The sequence below is a fragment of the Lichenicola sp. genome (assembly GCF_965198575.1).
In the GTDB taxonomy this organism is placed as follows: Bacteria; Pseudomonadota; Alphaproteobacteria; order Acetobacterales; family Acetobacteraceae; genus Lichenicola.
This window is the reverse complement of the sequence record NZ_OZ240671.1, coordinates 3,422,927-3,445,450: the sequence shown is the minus strand read 5'-3', so window position 1 is coordinate 3,445,450 and position 22,524 is coordinate 3,422,927. Positions and strand designations below refer to the sequence as shown.

The following is a 22,524-nucleotide window of genomic DNA, read 5'->3' as shown; positions in this document are numbered from 1 at the left end:
TGTCAGGCAGCATCCTTGCGGCCGTCCACTTCCTCGAACTCCGTGTCGACGACCTTATGGTCCGGATCGGCCGACGGTTGACCGCCGGGCGCCGGACCTGCGCCGGCCTGACTCGCGCTGGCAGCCATTCCGATGTTGATCAGGGCCTTCTCGAGATGGTCGATCACGACCATGAGCGCATCATGATCGCCGCCGTCCATCGCCGATTGCGCCGCCGCGACGCCCGCTTCAGCCTCGGACTTCACGGCGACAGGAACCTTGCCATCATGTTCCGCAAGCGCCTTCGCGATCTGGTCGACCAGCGCGTCGGCTTGGTTCTTGGCCTCGACGAACGCTCGGCGCTTCTTGTCCGAACCGGCATTGCTCTCCGCCTCCCGCACCATCGCCTTGATATCGGAGTCCGACAATCCGCCGCTCGACTGGATGCGGATCTGCTGCTCCTTGCCGCTGGCCTTGTCCTTGGCGGAGACCGACACGATGCCATTGGCGTCGATATCGAACGTCACCTCGATCTGCGGCACGCCACGCGGTGCTGCTGGGATACCGGTCAGGTCGAACTGGCCGAGCACCTTGTTGTCGGCCGCCATTTCCCGCTCACCCTGGAACACCTTGATACTCACGGCACCCTGGTTATCGGCAGCCGTGCTGAAGGTCTGGCTCTTCTTGGTCGGAATCGTGGTGTTGCGATCGATCAGGCGTGTGAAGATCCCGCCCAGCGTCTCGATGCCGAGCGATAGCGGGGTCACGTCGAGCAGCAGCACACCCTTGACGTCGCCGGTCAGCACGGCGCCCTGGACCGCCGCACCGATCGCCACGACCTCGTCGGGGTTCACGTTGCGTGCAGGCTCCTTGCCGAAGAACTGCTTGACCGCCTCGATGACCTTGGGCATGCGGGTCATGCCGCCCACCAGAATCACCTCCTCGATTTCCGCGGCTGTGACGCCTGCATCCTCGAGTGCCGCCGCGCATGGTCCCATCGTCCGCGCGATCAGGTCGGCGACCAGACACTCGAGTTTGGCGCGGGTCATCTTGATCACCAGGTGCTTCGGCCCGGTCGCATCGGCGGTGATGAATGGCAGGTTGATCTCGGTCTCTTTCGCGGAGGAGAGCTCGATCTTCGCCTTCTCAGCCGCCTCCTTGAGCCGCTGCAGAGCGAGCTTGTCGCTGCGCAGATTGATGCCGTGCTCGCGCTTGAACTCGTCGGCGAGGTAGTCGATCACCCGGGCATCGAAATCCTCGCCGCCGAGGAAGGTATCACCGTTGGTCGATTTCACCTCGAACACGCCGTCGCCGATCTCGAGCACCGAGACGTCGAACGTGCCACCACCGAGATCGTACACCGCGATCCGGCCGCTGGTCTTCTTGTCGAGCCCGTAGGCAAGTGCGGCCGCTGTCGGTTCATTGATGATGCGCAGCACCTCGAGACCGGCGATGCGCCCGGCATCCTTGGTAGCCTGGCGCTGGGCATCGTTGAAATAGGCGGGCACGGTGATGACAGCCTGACTGACCTTCTCGCCAAGGAATGCCTCGGCGGTCTCTTTCATCTTCACCAGAATGAAGGCGCTGATTTGTGACGGCGGATACTTCTGGCCCTTGGCCTCGACCCACGCATCGCCATTATCGCCAGATACGATGCCGTAGGGAACGAGACCCTTGTCCTTGGCAACCAGCGGATCGTCGAAGCGACGGCCGATCAGCCGCTTGACCGCATAGATGGTGTTGGTCGGGTTGGTGACCGCCTGGCGCTTCGCCGCTTGTCCGACGAGACGCTCGCCGTTATCGGAAAATGCCACGATGCTGGGAGTCGTACGCGTCCCCTCGCTGTTCTCGATGACCCGGACGTCTTTTCCCTCCATGATGGCGACACAGGAGTTCGTGGTGCCGAGATCGATCCCGATGACTTTGCTCATGATGAGTTCCCCTGGCGTTGTTTCTTGGCGAGGCTGACGCAGTGCTTGGTAATCCGCGGCGCGCCGGAGCTCCGGTCGATCACCACGGTGCGCCCCTTGGGCTCAAGCGTGATCTTCACAGCTTCGGCCAGGGTATCGCTGAAACGAATGTTTCCGGCTGCCGACTAATCGTATCTCTGCTCGAGTGTCAGGCGACTTTGGCAAGGGCATGTGGCCCCTCGATGACGCCCATCAGATCGCTCTCCTTCATGATCAGGAACTCCTCGCCGTCGATCTTGACCTCGGCCCCGGACCACTTGCCGAACAGCACACGGTCTCCCGCCGTCACATCGAGCGCCACGATGGCGCCCTCCTCACTCCGGGCACCTGGTCCGACGGCGACGATTTCGCCCTCCATCGGCTTCTCCTGGACGGTGTCCGGGATGATGATCCCGCCGGCGGACTTTTCGAGCGCGGTGACACGGCGGACGACGACCCGATCGTGCAATGGGCGGAACTTCATGTTTTCTGCTCCGACAAGGACTGGTGGATGCAAGGACCGGCGCGCCCGGCCACTGCCGCGGCAGGATGTTCTTAACCGCAACAAGGTCGAGCAGAACTGGCCAGATCGAATGTACGGCGACCGCATGAGCACCGACAGGCTCGGGAATTACCTAGGGGAGCGGGGCGGATCTGCTCGCGACGGCTCCTGGACCATGACCGGTAACGTCCGGAGCACCGCGTCGAAATCCGCCGCAAGCAGGCTTGCGCCGCCGATCAACACACCATCGACGTTCGCGAGTGATAGGATCGACTGCACGTTGTCGGACCGGACCGAACCGCCATAGAGGATGCGGATGTCGGCTCCGGACGCGCCTGCAATGTCCATCAGGCACTCCCGGATATGGCGGTGAACCTCGATGATCTGAGCCGGCACCGGGACGTGCCCGCTACCGATTGCCCAGAGCGGCTCATAGGCGATAGCAATACTGCCGGACTGCGCGACGTCTGCGGGAAGGCTGCCGGCGATCTGCCTGCCACACGCGGCAAGCGTATTGCCAGCTTCGCGTTGTGCCTGCGTCTCGCCGATGCAGATGATCGCGGCGACGCCGGATCGCCGCGCCGCACCGGCCTTCGCGGCCACCATGGCATCAGTCTCGCCGTGGTATTCGCGTCGCTCCGAATGGCCGACGATCACTGTGGTGGCGCCTGCATCCTTCAGCATGTCGGCGCTGCAATCTCCGGTGAAGGCACCCGAAGCCTGCGCGTGACAATCCTCACCGCCGACGGCAATGCGACCACCGGCAATCGACGCCGCCCTGGAGATCAAGGTGGCCGGAACGCAGATCAGCACGTCGGCTGCAGGCCTTCGCACTTGAACAAACGCGGATATGGCCTCGATCTCCGCGAGTTGCGCTGCCAAGCCATGCATTTTCCAGTTCCCTGCAATCAGCGGCCGCACCGGCATCACGTCACTCCCTGAGGCTTATGGGGACAGGAGCATTCACCGGTCACGCGCGGCCGGTGGAGTCCCGGGGACGACGGCCCGTGTCGTCGTCGATGGCGGATGATCGGTCTGCGACGTGGGACTGACCGACAGTCGGGGGATCAGAAGCAGGCTCAGCGCCATCCCGACGGCGAGAGCGCAGTACAGGATGGTGATCGGGGCGATACGCGGCGACGTCGGCGCCGACTCCGGGGCACCCGATTGCGACACCGTATGCGTGCCCGCGGGCAGCAGCTGCACCAGCCTTGCAGCACTCGCGTGGGCACCGGCAAGGGCGGCTGGCGCGAGCGGCATCTCGGCGATGCTGCGTGCCAGCGTCTCGATCACGACGGATCTCGGCAATGCCGTCCATCGCGCCGCCTCCATCCAGGGGTCCTTGCCGAGCCGCGCCAGGATCGAGAGGATCGTGAGCGTCGATCCGTTCGCCTCCGGCCCGACATCGGCGTACAGGAAGGGCTCGAGGCCGGTTTTCCTGAGGTCGAATACGTTGGGTCGCGTGGCCTGCATCGAGGGTCTCCTGTGGAAGAGCGGCTTCGCCCGCATGTCACCGTCGACTTCGTACCGCGAGCTCGCTCACTATCCATAACCGGGCCAGCCGTAATGGCCGTGCAGCTGCCTCTTGAATTGCGCGTCGATGATGTGTGCCGGATCCCAGGCCGGGCTGGATTTCACCGTTTCTAGGGTAAGGTCGAGCGTGATCTGCTGATCGGTCCAGTCCACTGCCGTCACCGCATGCGGCGAGATCAGCACATGCTGCCCGATCCACCAGTTCGAGGTCTCGACGATCAGGTAACGGACGTCCCAGCTTTCGGTCTCCACGAGGATATCACCGATATGACCGATGGTGCCGTCGATGGCGCGCACGTGGTAGCCGGTGACCTCGGCCATGCTGCGCAGGTGGGGGTCGCCCGCATCGAGATCGATCTGTCCATGCTCGGCCTCCCGCACGGCACTTGCGCCGAAGAATATCGGGGCCGACAGCGGAGCCGAGATCACACCGGTTCCGGCGCCATACATGCCGCCGCCACCGCCGGACAATGCCGAGCCCCAGGCGGGATCCCAGCCGTAATAATTATAGAGGTCGTTCTGCATCTGTCGCGAGACCGGGCGGTCCTGGAGGATGCTTGAGCTTTCCTTCACCTGCGCCGTCGACAGCGCAACGGTCAGTTCCCTCGCACCGTAATTCGCCGATACGACAGCTGAAGGATGGATCAGGACCGTTCGCCCGGCCAGCCACCGACCGGTATCGACGACCATCCAGCGCACCTTCCAGGTGCTGTCATCGAACAGGAAATCCCTGACGCTCCCGAGACTGCCATCTTTCGCCCGAAGCTCGAAGCTTTTGAGCGAGGATACGACGTTCAGCATGACCGATCCCCTGGCGGATTGATGATCGTGCACATCATGCAGCTGAGCTGGCCGTGCTTCACAGGCTCGGAAAACACTTACGCCGGCGCGGGCTTGCTGAAGACCGTGCAGTGCATCCTGCGCTGCCTGCCGGATCTGCCGAAGATGAGCCTCGCTGCGTTCCACCCATCATGCACCGCCGGCTCGAGCCCGCCGATCGCGGCACCGTCGGCCGGCACGATAGTGATGCTTGCCCGGCAGGCTCGGAAACGACGTATCGGTCCGTTCCATGCATCGGCAGCACGCAGGTAAGTAGTTTCCGATGCTTCGCCTCAAAGAGCCGCTTCGATAGCTTCCGGGCAACGGGAATGTCCGGCCATTTGGCCGGCATCGTCGTCCTCATGGGAGATCGTGATGTCGTTAGACAGTCAGCTGCAGCAATCCGTCCTGGCGGAATTCGACTGGGAGCCGAGTGTAACCGCAGGCCATATCGGCGTCACCGCCAGCGCCGGCGTCGTGACGCTTTCCGGCCATGTCGACAGCTATGCCAGGAAGCATGCCGCCGAGACCGCCGCGCGCCGGGTCAAGGGCGTGAAGGCGCTCGCCGAGGAGATCGAGGTCCGGCTGCCGTTCGAGACGCAACGCTCGGACGAGGAGATCGCCGCGGCCGCCATCGAGCGCCTGTCCTGGAATGCGTCGGTTCCCAAGGACAGCGTTCAGGTCAGGGTCGAGAACGGCTGGGTCACGCTGATGGGCGAGGTGGAATGGTGGTACCAGAAGGATGCCGCGGAGCAGGACATCCGGCCGCTGTTCGGCGTCGTCGGCATGTCGAACCAGCTGACGATCAAGCCGCGTGTCGATACCGCCAATCTCAGCGACGACATCACGCACGCCTTGCACCGCTCGTGGTTCTTCGATCCTGAAGCGGTGCATGTGCGCGCAAACGGCGGCAACGTCGTGCTCAGCGGAACGGTGCATTCCTATCACGAGCGCCAGGTCGCCGAGCGTACGGCACGAGCCGCACCAGGCACGACGGACGTCGAGAACGATATCGCCGTCGTCTGATCCGCGACGTCGGCGCCGACGGCACCGTCCGGTCGATGTGCCCCGACATTTCGGGGCACATCGGAGATCGCACGCATGAAAATGGAAATCCGGAAGGATCGCACTGTGGACTCACCGATCATAGACGTAGCATTCGGCCCCCCTGCAGGGAACCCGGCCATGCTGTCGACGGCCGGCCGCCGGACGCTCCAGGCGCTGTTCCGGCACCCGATCGCACACAACCTGCAATGGAAGCACGTCGTTGCGCTCTTCAAGATGCTGGGCACGCTCGAACAGGAGACGCACGACGCGATCGTGGTGCGTATCGGCGGCGCGCAGCACCATGTCCACAAGCCGCACTCCAAGGATATCACGGTGCACGAGCTACTCGAGTTCCGCAGTATCCTGACGCAGGCCGGTTGGTCGCCTGACGCCGAAGCCGGGCAGAACCCGCCGGCTGCCGAGCCCGCTATTACGACCTCGCCGCCCGATCTCCTGGTCACCGTCGCGCATCATGAAGCCAGGGTCTATCATCTCGACGTGCACTCAGCCGATCCGCTGGATCATGTCATCACGCCCTATGATCCGCATCATTTCCTGCATCACCTGGCGCACAAATCCCTGCCCCGCGAGCGCGGCCAGAGGGCGCCGGAGGATCCGGGCTTCTACAAGCGCCTCGCGGAAACCGTCGCGTCGGCCAGGGCAATCGTCGTGGTAGGTCATGGCGCAGGCCACAGCAACGCCGCCGACCAGCTCGTCGAATTCCTCAGGCTCCACCACCCGGAGACGTTCCGCAAGGTCGCATGCGAGGTCGTGGCCGACCTGTCCAGCCTGACACCGGCGCAACTCCTGGTACTCGGCCGGCACACGCTTTTCTCGATGACCGTGCGGACCGCATAATCCCGTGCCCGGACCGGGCGCGCTGCATGCCGCCCGGTCCCGCACGGTGCCACCCTCATTCAACGCGCCTCGGGCTGCCCGGACATGTGCCGCATGTGCAGGCCACCACCCGTCGCCGGGCCTGACTGCGCCGCCGCCAGCACGCCCGCATGTACGGCGGGCCGAGGCAGTGCCGCGACCGGCTTGGCCAGCCACAACCGCTGTCTCAGGCCGTCATGTTTCCTGCGCACGAGTGCTGCCGTGTTCACGTGCCCCGCAGGCGTTCTTCCACAGCGCGACGCCAGCACCGACCAACCCATCGCTTCGAGTACGCCGGATACGGCATCGACATGCTGCCCCTCATCGTCGCTGTCCGAGGGGTAGGAAATGATGAAGGATCCTTGCAGGGCTCCCGGCCCGGCATCGTGCGCGACCACGATCATCCCGCGGCGCCGGTCGGATCCCGGCTCGCGGACGGCATCGAGATCGGCTTCCACCCAAACCAGTGTGCTCCCATCCCGCCGCTGCAGGGGCCGGGCCGAGCCTATCCGGTTCGTTGCCTGGGCCGGGGCCAAGCCTGCGGAGGCGTGCGCCCTCGACCTGGTGTCGATCAGTGCGGCGAGGTAGGCAACCCATGAGAGCTCCCGACCGGAACCCGGTGTTCGTTGAATGCGATTCATGCCCTGCCTCCTGCGACCTATGTGGCTTCAATGGTGGGGATCGATATCTGGAACCTTGGGCCGCATCGCAACCCTAGAATCGCCCGCCCGTCCGGCGAAGGATCGGAAACTACCTAAACGCAGACACCGACAATCGCGGACGTACGGCGCCTGGTGCAGGCGGCCCGGGGTGCCGTTTACTCACGCAGCCAGCATCGGCTGGCTTGACGCGAGGGTGGGCTCGCGAAGCCACCGCAACCGTGCACGCGACCTCTGGTGACAGCGAATGCCGCAGCGGCAGCATCAGGCACCGGGGAGGCCAAGGAGTCGGAAGCCGGGCGGGAGGGGCAGCAAGGACAGGCCGTTCTCGCAGATCTCGATGACGATCTTCAGAGCATCGAGAAGGTCCTCTGCCCGGAACGGCTTCCTGATGAAGGCGGTCCCGTGCGCGCGGGTCAGCGGCGTGTCGAATACATTGTCGCTGGCAAACAGGATCCCCATGCATGTGGGGGCACCCAGCTGGCTGATGAGCGCCGTCCCGGGAAGCGCATCAGCGAGATGCAGATCAACGATCGCATGATCCGGGTCGTGCGCCCTGCAGAGCCGAACCGCCTCCGAAACCGTTCGGGCGATGCCACTCACCTCATAGCCGTTAGCCTCGAGGAGATCCCCGATCAGCTCGGCCACAACGAGATTGTCTTCAACGATCAATAACTTGATCATGGACTTTTGGCCAGCAAGGCCGTGGTGATATCATACGGAAGGATAGGCACGACCTCAACGACAGGAAAGCCTCGGCTTATACCTAAGGCCGCATCGCCCCGGCGTGTCACCCGAGGGCTGGCATGACGATCTCGCCATCGGCACCACCCCAATTCGCCGCGAGCGCCAGGCGCGCCAACGCGGGCAGCGACTTGGCGCCGGTCTTGCGCATCACCGAGGCACGATGGTTTTCGACAGTCCGTTGGCTGATCCCGAGATCGGCCGCGATATTCTTGCTCGGCTGCCCGGCAAGCACCATGACCATGATCTGGCGCTGCCGCTCCGTCAGTCCGCCAAGATGGGAGGACGCCGTTTCCCGCCACGCGGCAAGCCGTTCGAGGCCAGCCGAGCTGTCAATGGCGCGCCGGATACTCGCGAGAAGTTCCGCAGCACCGACCGGTTTCTCGATGAAATCCGATGCACCCGCCTTCATTGCAGCCACGGCCATGGCGACGTCGCTGTTTCCGGTGATCATGATCGCCGGCAGCGTGTCGCCGTCGTGGCGCAGCTGCCGCAGCAGATCGATCCCGTTCATGCCCGGCAGATAGGCGTCCACCAGGAGGCAGGCCCTCGGACCCGGTCGATAGGCGGCCATGAAAGCCTCCGACGTGGCGTAGGTTTCCACAAGCCCGCCATCCGCCTCTATGACGGTGCGGATGGCGTCGCCGATATGCTCGTTGTCATCGACAACAAGCACCAGGCACCCGGTGAGCCCGGGCTCCGTCGCTGCCTCGGCCCGGGATGCGACGGCTGTTACGCTGCGTGCCACGGAAAGCGCCCGCTGCACTGCCTGGGTCAACTCGCGCAACTTCACCGGCTTCGTGAGCCTGAGGTGGTTCGGCAGTTCCACCCCGGCAAACAATTCGGTGGAAACTTCGCCCGTCAACATGATCACCGGGATGTCGTACCCGAGCAGTTGCTGCAAGCGCATCGTGAATGCCGGTCCGTTGCGGTCGGCCGGGAGACGCGAGTCTGTCATGATCAGGTCCGGCCTCAGGTCATCGCGTTCGACCATGGCAAGCGCCAGCACGCAATCGCGAGACACCACCACCGAGTAGCCTTCGTCCTCGAGCAGCGCACTGAGACTTGCCGACGTTTCCGGATCATCCTCGATCAACAGGATGGCAATGGTGCGTCGCGCCAGCCGCGCCAGGCCATCCTCGATCACGCCCACCGCCTGATGCTTGGGAATTATCGCATCGCCGCCCGCGAGCGGAAGCTCGATCGAGAACATCGACCCGCTGCCGGGTCTGGAGCTCACCTGGATGGTATGATGCAGCAGCCCGGCAAGACGTTGCACAATGGCGAGCCCGAGGCCCAACCCATGGTTCGAGCGATGACTCCCGTATTCGAGCTGGTGATATTCCTGGAAGATCGCCTCGACCTCCAGCTGCGGAATTCCGATCCCGGTATCCCAGACTTCGAGTCTCAGCATGCCATCATGACGCCGGCATCCGAGCAAGATCTTGCCCACGTCGGTGTACTTGACGGCATTGGCAACCAGATTGCGCACCATCTGTTCCAGCAGGCGGGCATCGCTGTGCACGTAAAGACTGCACGCAACAACACGAAGCACAAGTCCCTTGGCATGGGCATCGAAGGCGAACCCGTCGATGATCCGGTCGAGGATATCCTCGATCCGGACGGCGCCGACCTCGATCCGTACCGCACCAGCCTCGATCTGGTTCAGATCCAGGAGCGAGGTCAGCATGGACGACATGGAGTCCAGCATATGCCCGAGGCGGCCTATGAGCGTTCCGGCAGCCTGGCCGTGAACCATTTTTGCCAGGGTTCCCTGCAGCAGCAGGAGAGACTGCAACGGCTGCCGGATATCGTGGCTGGCCACGGCAAGGAAGCGGGACTTCGCCGCGTTGGAGAGGTCGGCTCGCTGACGCGCGGCCATTTCCTCGAGCAGAGCCGCATTCTGTCGCTCCAGCGATGCCAGGCGGTCGCGCTCCGCCGTGACGTCGAGCTGGCTTGCAAAGAAATAGATCAGGGTGCCGCTGACATCGTGCAGCGGCACGATATGCAGGCGGTTCCAGAACGGCGTGCCGTCCTTGCAGTAATTGAGGATCTCGATATCGACCGGCTGCTGCGCGAGCACCGACCCACGCAGCTTCGTGACTTCGCCCTGATTCGTCTTCGGCCCCTGGAGCAGGCGGCAGTTCCGGCCCAGCAATTCTGAACGCGCATATCCCGTCAGTTTGCAAAAAGCATCATTGACAAAAACCAGAGGATTGTCGGCGAGACGCGGGTTCGTCACGACGATCGGCATCCTGGTGGCCCGGACCGCGGCCGCAAGGGGATCCTCGACATCACCTGTCTGCGCAAGGGCGGCATCCATCGCGGCGAGTTTGCGATCGATCCGAGCGGGCGGGAAACTCTTCAAGGATGGTACCAGCAGCGCCCGCCTCCCTCTCTCCGGCCGTTCCCGTCAAGCTCCACGCGCATCGGCACCGAACATCAACTCGGGGCGCAGGCCCCACCGGTGACATTCCGTTCGCGCTCTGGCGCCTCTCCGGATGGCCCGCATTCGAGCCCGCCCCCCATGCTGCATCATGATCGGCTGCTTCATCATCGACCTGGCGGTCGCGGAAGCATTACGCTCTGCGGCCGACCGGCGGAAGGTTCGGAAACTACTCAGGCCGCAGATCCGGGACGGGATCACGGTGCAGGCAGCCCACACCTACGATCGAGCCGATTGCCGGACCGGCGTGCGTCGGCATCCACCCGCGCCGGATCCGGCGCACCTAGGTAGTTTCCGAAGCTGACGCAGCCGCCGTCGCACGTGAGTAATTGAGCTCTGCAAGTCGATGCGGATGTCAATAGGACGATCATGGTCCAGAGCTATTGGTACAACGGCTTCATCGGCTGGGGCTGGCTGCTCTGGTTCGGCTTCATCTTCCTGATGCTGTCGAGCTTCGGGAATTGGGGCTATACCTACCGCGCCCACCAGAGATTCTCGGGCCGGCCGGAAAATCGCTCCTTCGATATTCTCGATGAGCGATATGCCCGCGGCGACATCAGTCGGGAAGATTATCTCCAACTGAAAGCCGACATCGGAGGTGGCTCGGCAATCGTCGCGGGGCGCGGTCGCACCGGCTCGAACGGCCTCGCCTCGGGGATCGACAGTCGCGCCGCCTGACCTGACCTGTCGCGAGCGACCGGTCCTGCTCGTCGGGACCGGTGGGTTCGCCACGTGACGGAAATCGACCGCTACAGAGCAAGCCGGAGCGCCGTCGCTCGTGCCGGCAGCCAGGATGGAACGTACATGGCGACGCCAGGTCACGGCCAGGCGCAGGCAAAGCCGAGGTCCCGGCTGGCCAAAGACGGCCCGGACGAGATCAGCGAGAAAGACACCGACGCGTGTCTGGAATTCCTGACGTATATCCGGGGCCCGATCCCATGGATGATCGGGTTCGCGGTGGTCCTGTCCGGTGTGGTCGCGCAACGGCAGGGATTCTGCATCATCTTGTTGCTGCTCGTCGCCGGCGCCGGCGTCAGCGTCAGCGTCAGCGTCAGCGAGGAACGTCACGCCAGGCTGGCGACTATGTCACCGGCACCGGCAGCCATTTCGGCAGGGCCGCCGAGCTGGCGGTGAACTCCACGCGCTCACTCATTCACGGCCAGAACGCCGCTCTCTTGATCGGCAACGACCGGATCATGCAAGGGTGCACGATCCGATATCCTTCCAGTTGGAGCACAGCATGCTGATCGCGGGCGACATCGGCGGGACGACCACCAGGTTGGCCCTGGTTTCCTCGGAGGCCGGCCCGCGGAACTTCCTGTCTCGACAGGATTACAAGAGCGCCGACTATACCGGGCTGCAGCCCATCGTCGAGGCGTTCCTCGCCAGTGCCGGCGGGCATCCGACCTCCGCCTGTTTCGACGTGGCGGGTCCGGTGATCGCCGGCAAGGCGCACCTGACCAACCTGCCCTGGGACCTCGAGGAGCAGGCGCTGTCCCGGGCGCTGCACCTCGATCGCGTCACCCTGCTGAACGACCTCGAGGCGATCGCACATGCCGTGCCGCATCTGCTGCCCGCGGAAATCGTCGAGATCAACGCCGGGCGTGCCGTGCCGAACACCGCGATGGCGGTCTTGGCACCGGGAACCGGGCTCGGCGAGGCGTTCCTGATCTGGAGCGGCGAGAGCTACGTGACCTGCGCCTCTGAAGGCGGCCACGCCGATTTCGCGCCGACGAACGAGATCCAGGCCGGGCTCTGGCGCTTCCTGACCGAGCGTTTCCGTCATGCCGGCTACGAGCGGGTCTGCGCCGGATCGGGCCTGCCCAACATCTACGATTACGTGCGATCGCGCGATCCCTCCTCGGAAAGCCCCGCATTCGCCGCAATCCTGCAAGCGGCGCACGATCGCACCCCGGCTATCATCGAAGCTGCCTTGCATGACCCCGACAACAACCTGCTCGCGGCGGAAACACTGCGTATCGTGATCGACGTCTGGGGCGCCGAGGCCGGCAACCTGGCGCTGAAGGTCATGGCGACCGGCGGCGTGTATCTCGCCGGCGGGCTGCCACCCCGGCTGCTGCCACAGCTGCAGGACGGCGCGTTCATGCACAGCTTCACGTCGAAAGGCCGCTTCGCCAACCTCCTGCGAGATATCCCGGTGCACGTCATCACGGTGAATGCGGCCCTGCTCGGAACTGCGATCTATGGCCTGAAGCAGGAGGCCGGGCACAAGCTGCCCCGAACCGGCGGCACAGCCCCGAGCGCGTAGTTCGTCTCCGCCTCGGCTGAGTAGTTTCCGAGGCTGCACCCGGCCAGACCCCGACCATAGTCTCCGACCCACTCGCCGCGCGGGCCCAATCCCCTCGTGCCGCGGACAGGTTGGTCGGCGCCTCCTGCCGAACATGACGGACTTCCTGCGAGGATCTGCAAATGGATACGATAGTCACCAGCCCCCGGCTCCCGGTCTCCACGACGGCAGGGCCGCCAGAGGGCGCTGTAGCCACCACCGAAGAGCTCCGGCTGATGAACGCCTACTGGCGCGCCGCGAACTATCTTTCTGTTGGCCAGATCTATCTCTACGACAATCCGCTGCTTCGTGAACCGCTCAAGGCCGCTCACGTGAAACCCCTGGTTGTCGGCCATTGGGGCACCACTCCCGGCCAGAACTTCATCTATGTCCATCTGAATCGCGTCATCAAGAAATACGACCTCGACATGTTCTATGTCGCCGGGCCCGGCCATGGCGGCCCCGCACTTGTCGCAAATACCTACCTTGAAGGCAGCTACAGCGAGATCTATCCGACGATCAGCCAGGACGAGGCCGGGATCAAGCGGCTGTTCACGCAGTTCTCGTTTCCGGGCGGCATCTCCAGCCACGTTGCGCCGACGACCCCGGGATCGATCCACGAGGGCGGCGAGCTTGGCTACTCGCTCAGCCACGCATTCGGCGCCGTCTTCGACAACCCGGATCTCATCGTCGCCTGCGTCGTGGGGGACGGCGAGGCCGAGACCGGACCCCTCGCCACGGCATGGCACTCCAACAAGCTGCTGAACCCGATCTCCGATGGCGTCGTGCTGCCGATACTGCACCTCAACGGCTTCAAGATCAGCAACCCGACGGTGCTCGCCCGAATCGACCACGATGAGCTGGAACAGTTCTTCCGGGGCTGCGGCTGGACCCCCTACTTCGTCGAGGGTGACGATCCCGAAACGATGCACGCTCTCATGGCGACCACCATGGAGCGCGTGATCGATGACATCCGGCACATCCAGGAGCAGACACGCGGGACCGGCATCGCCACCCGCCCGCGCTGGCCGATGATCGTGCTGCGTTCCCCCAAGGGTTGGACCGGCCCCAAGACGGTCGACGGGCTCAAGGTGGAAGGCACGTTCCGCTCGCACCAGGTGCCCCTTCTGGTCGATCGTGGCCATCCGGACCACGTGGCGCAGCTCGAGAGCTGGATGCGGAGCTACAGGCCGGAGGAGCTGTTCGACGCGCAGGGTCGACTGCTGCCCGAGCTGGCGGCGCTCGCACCGAAAGGCAACCGGCGCATGGGTGCCAACCCGCACACCAATGGCGGCCAGCTGCTGCGCAACTTGGTGATGCCCGACTTCCGTGTGCACGCGGTCGATGTTCCGCAGCGCGGCGCCGTCACCGCGTCGGACACGACGGTGCTCGGGCGGTTCTTCCGCGATATCGTGGCGGGGAACAGCGAGCCACGAAATTTCCGCATCTTCGGACCGGATGAGACCCTATCGAACATGCTCGGCGCCGTCTTCGAGGTCACCAACCGGCAATGGGACGGATCGGAAGTTCCAGACGACGAGTTCCTGGCGCCTGAAGGTGGTGTCATCGATTCGATGCTGAGCGAGCATCAGTGCGAGGGATTTCTCGAGGGCTACCTGCTGACCGGGCGGCATGGCCTGTTCAACAGCTACGAGGCGTTCATCCGCATCGTCGACTCCATGTTCAGCCAGCATGCGAAATGGCTCAAGGTCACCTCCGAGCTGCCCTGGCGCCGCAAGATCGCTTCGTTGAATTACCTGCTCGCCTCGCATGTCTGGCAGCAGGACCATAACGGCTTCACGCATCAGGATCCGGGTTTTCTCGACCACGTGATCAACAAGAAGGCCGACATCGTGCGCGCCTACCTGCCGCCCGATGCGAACTGCCTGCTCTCGGTGTTCGACCATTGCCTGCGCAGCCGCCACTACGTGAATGTCGTGGTCGCGGGCAAGCACCTGATGCCGCAATGGCTCACCATCGACGAGGCGGTGATCCATTGCACCCAGGGGCTCGGCATCTGGACGTGGGCCAGCAACGACCAGACCGAGGAGCCGGACGTCGTCATGGCCTGCTGCGGCGACACACCCACCCTCGAGACCCTCGGCGCGGTCTCGATCCTGCGTGAGCATCTCCCGGACCTGAAGATCCGCGTGATCAACGTGGTCGACCTGATGCGACTGCAATCCGCGAGCGAGCATCCGCACGGGCTGAGCGACGTCGAATATGACGAGCTCTTCACCAAGCAGAAGCACATCATCTTCGCCTTCCATGGCTACCCGTCGCTGGTCCACCGCCTCACCTATCGCCGCACCAACCGCAATATCCATGTGCGCGGCTACGTCGAGGAGGGCACCATCACCACCCCGTTCGATATCCGGGTGCAGAACCGGCTCGATCGGTTTCATCTGGTGCAGGACGTCGTCGATCGCGTTCCGGGCCTCGGCACCAAGGGCGCGTATCTCCGCCAGGCGATGGCCGACAAGCTGGTCGCGCACACGCATTACATCGACAAGCATGGCGAGGACCTGCCCGAGATCCTGAACTGGAAGTGGAGCGCCACAGCATGAACCGTCGTCGACTTGCGGCAACCGCGCACGCACTGGTCGCGGAGGGCAAGGGCCTGCTCGCGATGGATGAGAGCACGCCCACCTGCAACAAGCGCTTCGCCGCCGCCGGCATCCCGCAGACGGTGGATGCGAGACGGGCCTATCGCGAGTTGCTGGTCACCACGCCGGGGCTCGGCGACTGCATCAGCGGGGCGATCCTCTATGACGAGACCATCCGCCAGCAGGACAGCCACGGCGTGCTGATGGTCGAACGGCTGGTGGCGGCCGGCATCATGCCGGGGATCAAGGTCGATACCGGTGCCAAACCGCTCGCCCTGCATCCGGGCGAAACGGTCACCGAGGGGCTCGACGGACTGCGCGATCGCCTGGCCGACTACGCCCTTCTCGGGGCGCGTTTTGCCAAGTGGCGTGGCGTCATCGCGCTCGGCCAGGGTCTGCCGAGCATGGCCTGCATCAGGGCGAATGCGCAGGCCCTGGCCCGCTACGCGGCACTCTGCCAGGAGGCGGATATCGTTCCGATCGTCGAGCCCGAGGTGCTGATGACCGGCAATCACACCCTCGCACGCTGCCAGGCCGCAACCGCCGACGTTCTTGCAGCCGTGTTCGACGAACTCGCGACCCAGGGCGTGGCGTTGGATGGCCTGATCCTGAAGCCGAACATGGTCCTGGACGGGCTGGATTGCCCGGAGCAGGCGTCACTCGAGAGTGTCGCGACGGCCACCATCGCATGCCTGCTGGAGCACGTGCCTGCGGGCGTTGCCGGTATCGCGTTCCTCTCCGGCGGGCAGTCGGCCGAACTCGCATCGGCGCGACTGAACGCGATGAACATCCAGGCGCAATATGCGTGGCAGCAGCTGCCCTGGCCGCTCGTGTTCTCCTTCGCCCGCGCCATCCAGCAGCCGGCCCTGGACCTATGGCACGGCGACGCTTCCAACCGGCAGGAGGCACAGGAAGCGCTGCTTCATCGTGCGCTGTGCAACCATGCCGCACTCCGCGGGCAATACGACGCCTCGATGGAAGACCACGTCGTACCTGACGCGCTTCCGTTCCGACCGGCAAGGCTGGCGGCGCCTGGCCATCCGGGTCTCTGACGATGGAGCGGCTCTCGAGCCCGCCGGAGATGCAAGCCGACCGGAAGCCGGCGTCCATTTACCTTGTGCGTCACGGCGAGACCATCTGGAGCGCGTCCGGGCAGCATACCGGCCGCACCGACATCGCGCTGACCGACCACGGCGAGGACCAGGCTCGGGCGCTGCGTCCGATGCTGTCCGCGGTGTCGTTCGACCAGGTTTTCGTCAGCCCGGCGACACGCGCGCGCCAGACCTGCAGCCTGGCCGGTCTGGCGGATGCGGCGCAGGTGGAGCCCGATCTCGCCGAGTGGGACTACGGCAGATACGAAGGGATGCGCTCGATCGACATCCGGGCGGAGCGGCCAGGCTGGGCAGTCTATCGCGACGGCTGTCCGGGCGGCGAAACGCCTGGGGAGGTCGTCCTGCGAGCGGACCGTCTCATCGCCCGGTTGCGGGAGAGGGGCGGCACCATCGCCCTGTTCTCGCATGGCCAGATCGGCAGCACCCTGGCGGTACGATGGATCGGCCTGTCGATCATCGAGGGGCAGCATCTGGTGCTCGGCACCGCGGCCGTCGGCGTGCTGGGATATAACCCAGGTCATGCCGACATGCCGGTCATCAGCGCGTGGAACCTCGGGCCGTCGCACTGATCGGACAGGTGGACGCCGCACGGTGCGAGCCCGGCGGCCCCTGGCCAGGGCATCGCCGGCTGAAACATATACCGGGGCGTCAGGCGTTGCCCACCGGCATCCCCTTGCCGCTCGCAGCGTGGATGACGCCGTTCGGAGCCGGAGCCTTGTCGGCTTTGTCGATAATTTCCAGGAACGGCTTGATGATGTCGATCGGCATCGGGAACACCACCGTCGAATTCTGTTCCGCGCCGATTTCGGTCAGGGTCTGCAGGTAGCGCAACTGCATGGCGGCAGGAATGCTGCCGAGTATCTTCGCTGCGTCGACAAGCGTCTGTGACGCCTGGAATTCGGCTTCCGCATGGATGATCTTGGCGCGCCGGTCACGCTCCGCCTCCGCCTGCTTGGCGATCGCACGCACCATGTTGTCGGTCAGCTCGACGGTCCGGATCTCGACATTGCTGACCTTGATCCCCCAGCCCTCGGTCTGGATATCGATGATCTCCTGCACGTCGGTGCTGAGTTTCTTCCGCTCGGAGAGCATCTCGTCCAGCTCGTGCTGACCCAGAACCGCCCTGAGCGTCGTCTGGGCCAGCATGTTGGTTGCCGGCAGGTAGTTCTGCACCTGGATGATGGCGCGCTCTGGACTGACGACGTTGAAATACAGCACCGCGTCGACCTTCATCGAGACGTTGTCGCGCGAGATGACATCCTGGCTGGGGATTTCGATGACCTGCGTGCGGAGATCGACCCGAACCATCTCCTGGACGAACGGCACCAGCAGGACGAGCCCCGGGCCCCTCACCCGCTCGAAGCGCCCGAGCGTGAACACGACCGCGCGCTCATATTCCCGCAGGATCTTGATCGACGTCCTGGCCAGCAGCAGCACGAGGAAGAAGAGCACCAGGAAAAAGAAGACAAGCCCGGTGGCTCTATCCACGAGGGAAAACAACATGAACCCGTACTCCCGATCTACCATGGCAATTACGACCGCCGTACATGGACCAAGGCGATCGCCGGTCTCGATGTCGGGACGCGCTTCCATGCACTGGTCGCCGGCACCAGCCACCACCTTCAAGGCAGCAACAGCCCGGCACCGATCGCATCCGGGCGATCGCGGCCTTGCTGTCGGTGCTGATCCGGGACTGGACGATGCGCCTCGCCGCGGCGCTGCGACAGGATCGGAAACTACCTATCACGCGATCTCCTCGATCGACGGCGTCGGCTTCCGGTTGTCGAACAATGCAGCGTAATCGCGATACCGTAGGCATGGGTAATTTCCGAGGCTGCTGTCAAAACAGCCGCTTGGCTAAGCTAGATTGCTGACGAGGACGATCTGGACCACCGGACGCGACAGGAGACCTCGGCCAATGGACAATGATCTCGCGCAACCCGGCACCGGTGGATATGGCGCACCGGCTGTCCGCCTCTCGACGCTGAACCGCCGGCTTAGCCGCACGGCCGTGATCGTCGGCTCGGCGACATTCCTGGCCCCGCCATTCGAAGGTGCTGCCATGGCTCCCGCAGTCTCTCATCGAGGTGCCTTACAATGATGCAGGTTCAGAAACAGGCGGACGGGCGTTACGTGGTTCGCGACATCGGCGGACAGGCCCTGGACGATGTATTGGGTGTCTTTGCCAGTCGCCGGGAAGCGGAAGAATGGCTGCTCGATCGCGCGCTCAGGGCCGACGAGGACGGTGACGGCCTCGGCGTGATGAAGCCCGGAAGTGGCCAGGCGGTCCGTTAGCCGCGACCGCCCTGCCCAACGCCGCCGAAATCGATCACCACCCGGGACGGGACCTCGCCGCGTTCCAGCCGCCCGAGCGTCTCGTTGATGGTCGACAGCGTCTGGATCTCGATATCCGCCCTCACCCTGCCGGCGGCTGCAAATGCCAGCGCCTCGGCCATGTCCTTGCGCGTGCCGACGAATGATCCGGTGACCGAGATGCAGTTCGCCACCACATCGAACAACGGCAGCGGAAACTCCCCGGGCGGCAGGCCCACCAGCACGCACGTGCCGCGTTTGCGCGTCATCGCCACGCCCTGAGCGAACGCGCCCAGCGACGGTGCGGTAATCAGCACGCCATGCGCACCACCGCCGGTGGCTTCCTTCACGGTGGCGGCCGGATCGCCATGACGCGCATCCACCACGACATCGGCGCCGAGCCTCCTGGCATGGTCGAGCTTGCCGGCATCGATGTCGACCGCACACACCAGCAGCCCCATCGCCTTGGCATACTGGATCGCCAGGTGTCCCAGCCCGCCGGCGCCGGAGATCGCGACCCACTCACCCGGCCGCGCGTTGGTTTGCTTGAGGCCTTTATAGGTGGTGATGCCGGCGCAGATGATCGGCGCCGCCTCGGTCGCGGACAACCCAGCCGGGATATGGGCGACGTAGTCCGGGTCGGCGAGAATATATTCGGCGAAACCACCGTTCTTCGTATAGCCGCCGAACTCGGCCTGCGCGCAGACGGTTTCCCAGGCCGACAGGCAGTACTCGCAATGTCCACAGGCAGAATACAGCCACGGCACGCCCACACGATCGCCCTCACGGACGACCGTCACGCCGGCGCCGATCGCTGCCACCACGCCGATGCCCTCATGACCCGGGATGAAGGGCGGCGCCGGTTTCACCGGCCAGTCGCCGCGGGCCGCATGGACATCCGTATGGCACACGCCGCATGCCTCGGTCTTCACCACGATCTGTCCCGGACCCGGCGACGGTACCAGCCACTCCTGGAGGACCAGCGGTTTGCCGAATGCCTCGACGACCGCGGCCTGCATTGTTTTCGGCATGAGACCTCCTGTGTTCGCGCAGATCAGGCGGCGTCGATCGCAGCGATGCGTACGAGCTTCTTGTTGACGAATTCCTGGATGCCCAGGCTCGAAAGCTCACGCCCATAGCCGGACGCCTTGATGCCGCCGAACGGCAACTCCGGCATGGTCCAGGTCGGATGGTTGACGAACATCATCCCCGTCTCGACGCGGCTCGCGATGCGTCGACCCCGTTCGACATCGGCGGTGAACACCGAACCGCCGAGGCCGAAATCTGAATCGTTGGCGAGGGCGACCGCCTCGTCCTCGTTCTCGACCCGGAAGAACAAGGCGACCGGCCCAAAGAATTCCTCCCGGAAGGCAGGATTTGCTGGCTCGATATCGGTGAGGATCGTCGCCTGCATGAAGGCGCCCGGCCGATCGATCCGGTGGCCGCCCATGACCAGCGTAGCGCCATGCGCAACGGCACGGTCCACCTGGTCCAGCAACCCGACGAGCGCACGCTCGCTGGAGAGCGGGCCGAGGGTCGTGGCCAAACTCATCGGATCACCTGCCACCAGGGTCTCGAGTTGCGCCCTGAACATCTCGAGAAACGCGTCCGCCACCGCGTCCACCACGATGAAGCGTTTCGCGGCCACGCAGCACTGGCCGGTATTGTTCATCTTGGCCCAGACCGCCCATTCGACCGTCCGCGACAGATCCGCGTCCTCCAGCACGATGAAGGCGTCGCTGCCACCCAGCTCCATGGTGGATTTCTTCAGGTTCTGCCCGGCGCGCTCTGCAATGATGCGCCCCGCCGCGACACTGCCGGTCAGGGCGACGCCCTTCACGCGCGGATCGTCGATGACCCGACCTGCCTGCTCATGGGAAATGAACAGGTTGGTGTAGGCGCCGGCGGGCGCTCCTGCATCACGCCATAATTCCTCGAACAGCGAGGCGCAGCGCGGCACACTTTCCGAGTGCTTCACCATCACGACATTGCCTGCCATCAGGTTGGGGGCCGCGAAACGCGCAAGCTGGTAGTACGGGAAATTCCACGGCTCGATCCCGAACAGCACACCGATCGGATCGTTTTCGATTGCCGCTTCGCCGGAGTCCGGAGCAAGCTGCTCCGGTGCAAGGAAGCGTTCCGCATTGGTCGCGTAATATTCCAGAATGTCGGCACTCAGCGTGACTTCGCCACGCGATTCCTCGATGAGCTTGCCCATCTCGAGCGTCACCGCAAGGGCGAACTCCTCCGAGCGGTGTCGCAGGATCCGCGCGGCCCCGGAAACGATCTTCGCCCGATCCGCGAAGCTGGTCAGGCGCCATGTCGAGAAGCAGCCCGATGCGGTCTCGAGGGCATGATCGAGCTGCGCGTCGGTGATCTCCTCGAACGTCTGCAGCAACGTGCCGTTCGCCGGATTGATGCTCTGGTAGTTCACGTGGATCCTCCCAGGGATGACGCTGATCGGTCGCGGGCTTTTGCAACCTTGCCAGGCTGGATAACCGCTAGTGCGCCATCAGCAGCGGGATCTCGGCGTGCTGCAGCATGTAGCCGGTCACGCCGCCCAGTCCCGCGCCGCGCACCCGGCTGTGCGTGAAAGCCCCCATCGCGAGCAGGCTGACCCCGAGCGCCGTGGCCTCGCGTAGCAACGCCGCACCTGGACCCTCATCCGGCTGCAGCGCGACATGCCCGACGGAGGCGCGCGCCCCCTGCCACGACAGCGCCTCGACAACGTCCTCGCCGGAAATCATGCACGGATCCGCCTCGCGCGGGTGCGGGGCCGCCAAGCTGAGAATTTCGACATGTTCGGCTTCGTGCAGGAACGGCATGGCGGCGGACAGGGCACGTACTGCCGGCAGACTGCTGTTCCAGGCAACGGCGACGCGCTCCAGCAGGGGAATATCACTCGGACCCGGGACAAGGAGCAGCGGCCGGCCGCTATCGAACATCGCGGCCTCGACAAGCACGTCACCCAGGCCACCATGCCCGTCCGGCTTCATCATGACGACGAGGTCGGCGAGCCGCGCGCGTCGCAGCAGGCCGATGATCGGTGACCCTTCGCACGCGGTCCAGGTCGCGTAGGTGCTGCCCAGCATCCGGTCCACGATGCGTGCGGGAACGTCCCGGCGTTCGCGCCATGCCTCGAAGCGGGCCGCCATCGTGCGAGCGACGTCCTCGCTGTCGATCCTGATCTTCTCGATCGGGCACATCCGCGCGAGTGCTGGATAGGCGGCTGCAAGCTCGGAGAGATCCGGCTGCAGGAGCAGGACTTCCAGATGCCCCTCCATGCGCCTTGCGATCTTGAGCGCCTGATCGAGCAGCGTCTCGAGCTCCACCGCCGGATCGAGGGCCACGACTATTGTGCGGATCGGCATGATTCTGTTGTTCCTTCGGCAGGACCTCACATCGGCCGGCTCCGGAAGCCGACGCGATCCGACGGGACATCACCCTACCGGCGTGGAAAACCAGCGGCAGGCTCGGAAACTACTTATTGCCCGGCCCTGCGACGGGACGGCCATCCCCATCGAAATCGCCGGGACGCAACCCTGCGCTAGGTACTTCCCGAGCCTCACGTCGACAGGATTGCAGGCGTAGAGCCACGACATGATCGACCGTGCCGCCAGCCGACCGGGGACGATGTCCCGACAATTCCCCC

21 protein-coding genes are annotated in these 22,524 nt (G+C 64.6%); 9 read left to right on the top strand and 12 right to left on the bottom strand.

Going from position 1 to position 22,524, the window contains the following annotated elements; translation table 11 throughout:
* Positions 1-2 precede the first annotated feature (2 nt).
* The 5 genes from dnaK to ACOEQ2_RS15610 all read right to left on the bottom strand — a co-directional run bounded on the left by dnaK (position 3) and on the right by ACOEQ2_RS15610 (position 4,929).
* A complete protein-coding gene (gene dnaK / locus ACOEQ2_RS15630; RefSeq protein WP_419728878.1) occupies positions 3-1,910 on the bottom strand; it encodes a molecular chaperone DnaK in 1,908 nt (635 codons plus the stop codon).
* 187 nt (positions 1,911-2,097) lie between these two features.
* Positions 2,098-2,412 (bottom strand): co-chaperone GroES, encoded by a 315-nt coding sequence (locus tag ACOEQ2_RS15625; RefSeq protein WP_419728877.1) that lies wholly within the window; start codon positions 2,410-2,412, stop codon positions 2,098-2,100.
* Between the two features lie 147 nt (positions 2,413-2,559).
* Positions 2,560-3,357, bottom strand: a complete 798-nt coding sequence (gene tpiA, locus ACOEQ2_RS15620; RefSeq protein ID WP_419728876.1) for a triose-phosphate isomerase — start codon at positions 3,355-3,357, stop codon at positions 2,560-2,562.
* Positions 3,358-3,393: 36 nt separating this feature from the next.
* Positions 3,394-3,903 (bottom strand): hypothetical protein, encoded by a 510-nt coding sequence (locus ACOEQ2_RS15615; RefSeq protein ID WP_419728875.1) that lies wholly within the window; start codon positions 3,901-3,903, stop codon positions 3,394-3,396.
* A gap of 69 nt (positions 3,904-3,972) precedes the next feature.
* Positions 3,973-4,929 (bottom strand): PRC-barrel domain-containing protein, encoded by a 957-nt coding sequence (locus ACOEQ2_RS15610; RefSeq protein ID WP_419728874.1) that lies wholly within the window; start codon positions 4,927-4,929, stop codon positions 3,973-3,975.
* A 228-nt stretch (positions 4,930-5,157) separates the two neighbouring features.
* Here ACOEQ2_RS15610 and ACOEQ2_RS15605 point away from each other — a divergent pair, with 228 nt between their 5' ends.
* The gene (locus ACOEQ2_RS15605) at positions 5,158-5,808 is read left to right on the top strand and encodes a BON domain-containing protein (protein WP_419728873.1); all 651 of its coding nucleotides are present in this window, start codon (positions 5,158-5,160) and stop codon (positions 5,806-5,808) included.
* 159 nt (positions 5,809-5,967) lie between these two features.
* Positions 5,968-6,687: a hypothetical protein gene (locus tag ACOEQ2_RS15600; protein WP_419728872.1), complete on the top strand. Its 720-nt coding sequence runs from the start codon at positions 5,968-5,970 to the stop codon at positions 6,685-6,687.
* Positions 6,688-6,746: 59 nt separating this feature from the next.
* Here the strand turns inward: ACOEQ2_RS15600 and ACOEQ2_RS15595 are convergent, their stop codons facing one another.
* The 3 genes from ACOEQ2_RS15595 to ACOEQ2_RS15585 all read right to left on the bottom strand — a co-directional run bounded on the left by ACOEQ2_RS15595 (position 6,747) and on the right by ACOEQ2_RS15585 (position 10,476).
* Complete coding sequence (locus tag ACOEQ2_RS15595; protein WP_419728871.1) at positions 6,747-7,163, bottom strand: hypothetical protein; 417 nt, start codon at positions 7,161-7,163, stop codon at positions 6,747-6,749.
* 465 nt (positions 7,164-7,628) lie between these two features.
* Positions 7,629-8,048, bottom strand: a complete 420-nt coding sequence (locus ACOEQ2_RS15590) for a response regulator (RefSeq protein WP_419728870.1) — start codon at positions 8,046-8,048, stop codon at positions 7,629-7,631.
* A gap of 106 nt (positions 8,049-8,154) precedes the next feature.
* The gene (locus tag ACOEQ2_RS15585) at positions 8,155-10,476 is read right to left on the bottom strand and encodes a response regulator (RefSeq protein ID WP_419728869.1); all 2,322 of its coding nucleotides are present in this window, start codon (positions 10,474-10,476) and stop codon (positions 8,155-8,157) included.
* A gap of 447 nt (positions 10,477-10,923) precedes the next feature.
* On the opposite strand from ACOEQ2_RS15585, the gene ACOEQ2_RS15580 reads away from it, so the two are divergent.
* From ACOEQ2_RS15580 to ACOEQ2_RS15555, 6 genes are all read left to right on the top strand, one after another.
* Positions 10,924-11,232 carry an SHOCT domain-containing protein gene (locus ACOEQ2_RS15580; protein ID WP_419728868.1) on the top strand — a complete coding sequence of 103 codons (309 nt, stop codon included), beginning with the start codon at positions 10,924-10,926 and terminating at the stop codon, positions 11,230-11,232.
* 126 nt (positions 11,233-11,358) lie between these two features.
* Positions 11,359-11,688 (top strand): hypothetical protein, encoded by a 330-nt coding sequence (locus tag ACOEQ2_RS15575; protein WP_419728867.1) that lies wholly within the window; start codon positions 11,359-11,361, stop codon positions 11,686-11,688.
* Between the two features lie 106 nt (positions 11,689-11,794).
* Positions 11,795-12,823 (top strand): glucokinase, encoded by a 1,029-nt coding sequence (gene glk, locus ACOEQ2_RS15570; RefSeq protein ID WP_419728866.1) that lies wholly within the window; start codon positions 11,795-11,797, stop codon positions 12,821-12,823.
* A gap of 254 nt (positions 12,824-13,077) precedes the next feature.
* A complete protein-coding gene (locus ACOEQ2_RS15565; RefSeq protein WP_419731247.1) occupies positions 13,078-15,408 on the top strand; it encodes a phosphoketolase in 2,331 nt (776 codons plus the stop codon).
* A complete protein-coding gene (locus ACOEQ2_RS15560) occupies positions 15,405-16,499 on the top strand; it encodes a class I fructose-bisphosphate aldolase (protein WP_419728865.1) in 1,095 nt (364 codons plus the stop codon). Before ACOEQ2_RS15565 ends, ACOEQ2_RS15560 begins: the two co-directional genes overlap by 4 nt.
* A 29-nt stretch (positions 16,500-16,528) precedes the next feature.
* On the top strand, positions 16,529-17,128 hold the full coding sequence (locus ACOEQ2_RS15555; protein ID WP_419728864.1) for a histidine phosphatase family protein: 600 nt from the start codon (positions 16,529-16,531) through the stop codon (positions 17,126-17,128).
* A 79-nt stretch (positions 17,129-17,207) separates the two neighbouring features.
* Here ACOEQ2_RS15555 and ACOEQ2_RS15550 read toward each other — a convergent pair whose 3' ends face one another.
* Positions 17,208-18,152 carry a slipin family protein gene (locus ACOEQ2_RS15550; RefSeq protein ID WP_419728863.1) on the bottom strand — a complete coding sequence of 315 codons (945 nt, stop codon included), beginning with the start codon at positions 18,150-18,152 and terminating at the stop codon, positions 17,208-17,210.
* Between the two features lie 504 nt (positions 18,153-18,656).
* Between ACOEQ2_RS15550 and ACOEQ2_RS15545 the strand changes: the two genes are divergently transcribed.
* Entirely contained in the window at positions 18,657-18,854 is a 198-nt protein-coding gene (locus ACOEQ2_RS15545; protein WP_419728862.1) for a hypothetical protein, read from the top strand.
* Here the strand turns inward: ACOEQ2_RS15545 and ACOEQ2_RS15540 are convergent.
* From ACOEQ2_RS15540 to ACOEQ2_RS15530, 3 genes are all read right to left on the bottom strand, one after another.
* Complete coding sequence (locus ACOEQ2_RS15540) at positions 18,851-19,903, bottom strand: zinc-dependent alcohol dehydrogenase (RefSeq protein WP_419728861.1); 1,053 nt, start codon at positions 19,901-19,903, stop codon at positions 18,851-18,853. The genes ACOEQ2_RS15545 and ACOEQ2_RS15540 overlap by 4 nt on opposite strands.
* A gap of 23 nt (positions 19,904-19,926) precedes the next feature.
* Complete coding sequence (locus ACOEQ2_RS15535) at positions 19,927-21,306, bottom strand: NAD-dependent succinate-semialdehyde dehydrogenase (protein ID WP_419728860.1); 1,380 nt, start codon at positions 21,304-21,306, stop codon at positions 19,927-19,929.
* A 67-nt stretch (positions 21,307-21,373) separates the two neighbouring features.
* Positions 21,374-22,243, bottom strand: coding sequence for a universal stress protein (locus ACOEQ2_RS15530; RefSeq protein ID WP_419728859.1), 870 nt, complete (start codon positions 22,241-22,243; stop codon positions 21,374-21,376).
* Positions 22,244-22,524 lie beyond the last annotated feature (281 nt).

Coding starts and splice junctions, on each gene's coding strand:
- dnaK (WP_419728878.1), bottom strand. CDS start 1,910: ATGAGCAAAGTCATCGGGATCGATCTCGGCACCACGAACTCCTGTGTC.
- ACOEQ2_RS15625 (WP_419728877.1), bottom strand. CDS start 2,412: ATGAAGTTCCGCCCATTGCACGATCGGGTCGTCGTCCGCCGTGTCACC.
- tpiA (WP_419728876.1), bottom strand. CDS start 3,357: ATGCCGGTGCGGCCGCTGATTGCAGGGAACTGGAAAATGCATGGCTTG.
- ACOEQ2_RS15615 (WP_419728875.1), bottom strand. CDS start 3,903: ATGCAGGCCACGCGACCCAACGTATTCGACCTCAGGAAAACCGGCCTC.
- ACOEQ2_RS15605 (WP_419728873.1), top strand. CDS start 5,158: ATGTCGTTAGACAGTCAGCTGCAGCAATCCGTCCTGGCGGAATTCGAC.
- ACOEQ2_RS15600 (WP_419728872.1), top strand. CDS start 5,968: ATGCTGTCGACGGCCGGCCGCCGGACGCTCCAGGCGCTGTTCCGGCAC.
- ACOEQ2_RS15590 (WP_419728870.1), bottom strand. CDS start 8,048: ATGATCAAGTTATTGATCGTTGAAGACAATCTCGTTGTGGCCGAGCTG.
- ACOEQ2_RS15580 (WP_419728868.1), top strand. CDS start 10,924: ATGGTCCAGAGCTATTGGTACAACGGCTTCATCGGCTGGGGCTGGCTG.
- ACOEQ2_RS15575 (WP_419728867.1), top strand. CDS start 11,359: ATGGCGACGCCAGGTCACGGCCAGGCGCAGGCAAAGCCGAGGTCCCGG.
- glk (WP_419728866.1), top strand. CDS start 11,795: ATGCTGATCGCGGGCGACATCGGCGGGACGACCACCAGGTTGGCCCTG.
- ACOEQ2_RS15565 (WP_419731247.1), top strand. CDS start 13,078: ATGAACGCCTACTGGCGCGCCGCGAACTATCTTTCTGTTGGCCAGATC.
- ACOEQ2_RS15560 (WP_419728865.1), top strand. CDS start 15,405: ATGAACCGTCGTCGACTTGCGGCAACCGCGCACGCACTGGTCGCGGAG.
- ACOEQ2_RS15555 (WP_419728864.1), top strand. CDS start 16,529: ATGCAAGCCGACCGGAAGCCGGCGTCCATTTACCTTGTGCGTCACGGC.
- ACOEQ2_RS15550 (WP_419728863.1), bottom strand. CDS start 18,152: ATGGAAGCGCGTCCCGACATCGAGACCGGCGATCGCCTTGGTCCATGT.
- ACOEQ2_RS15545 (WP_419728862.1), top strand. CDS start 18,657: ATGATGCAGGTTCAGAAACAGGCGGACGGGCGTTACGTGGTTCGCGAC.
- ACOEQ2_RS15540 (WP_419728861.1), bottom strand. CDS start 19,903: ATGCCGAAAACAATGCAGGCCGCGGTCGTCGAGGCATTCGGCAAACCG.
- ACOEQ2_RS15530 (WP_419728859.1), bottom strand. CDS start 22,243: ATGCCGATCCGCACAATAGTCGTGGCCCTCGATCCGGCGGTGGAGCTC.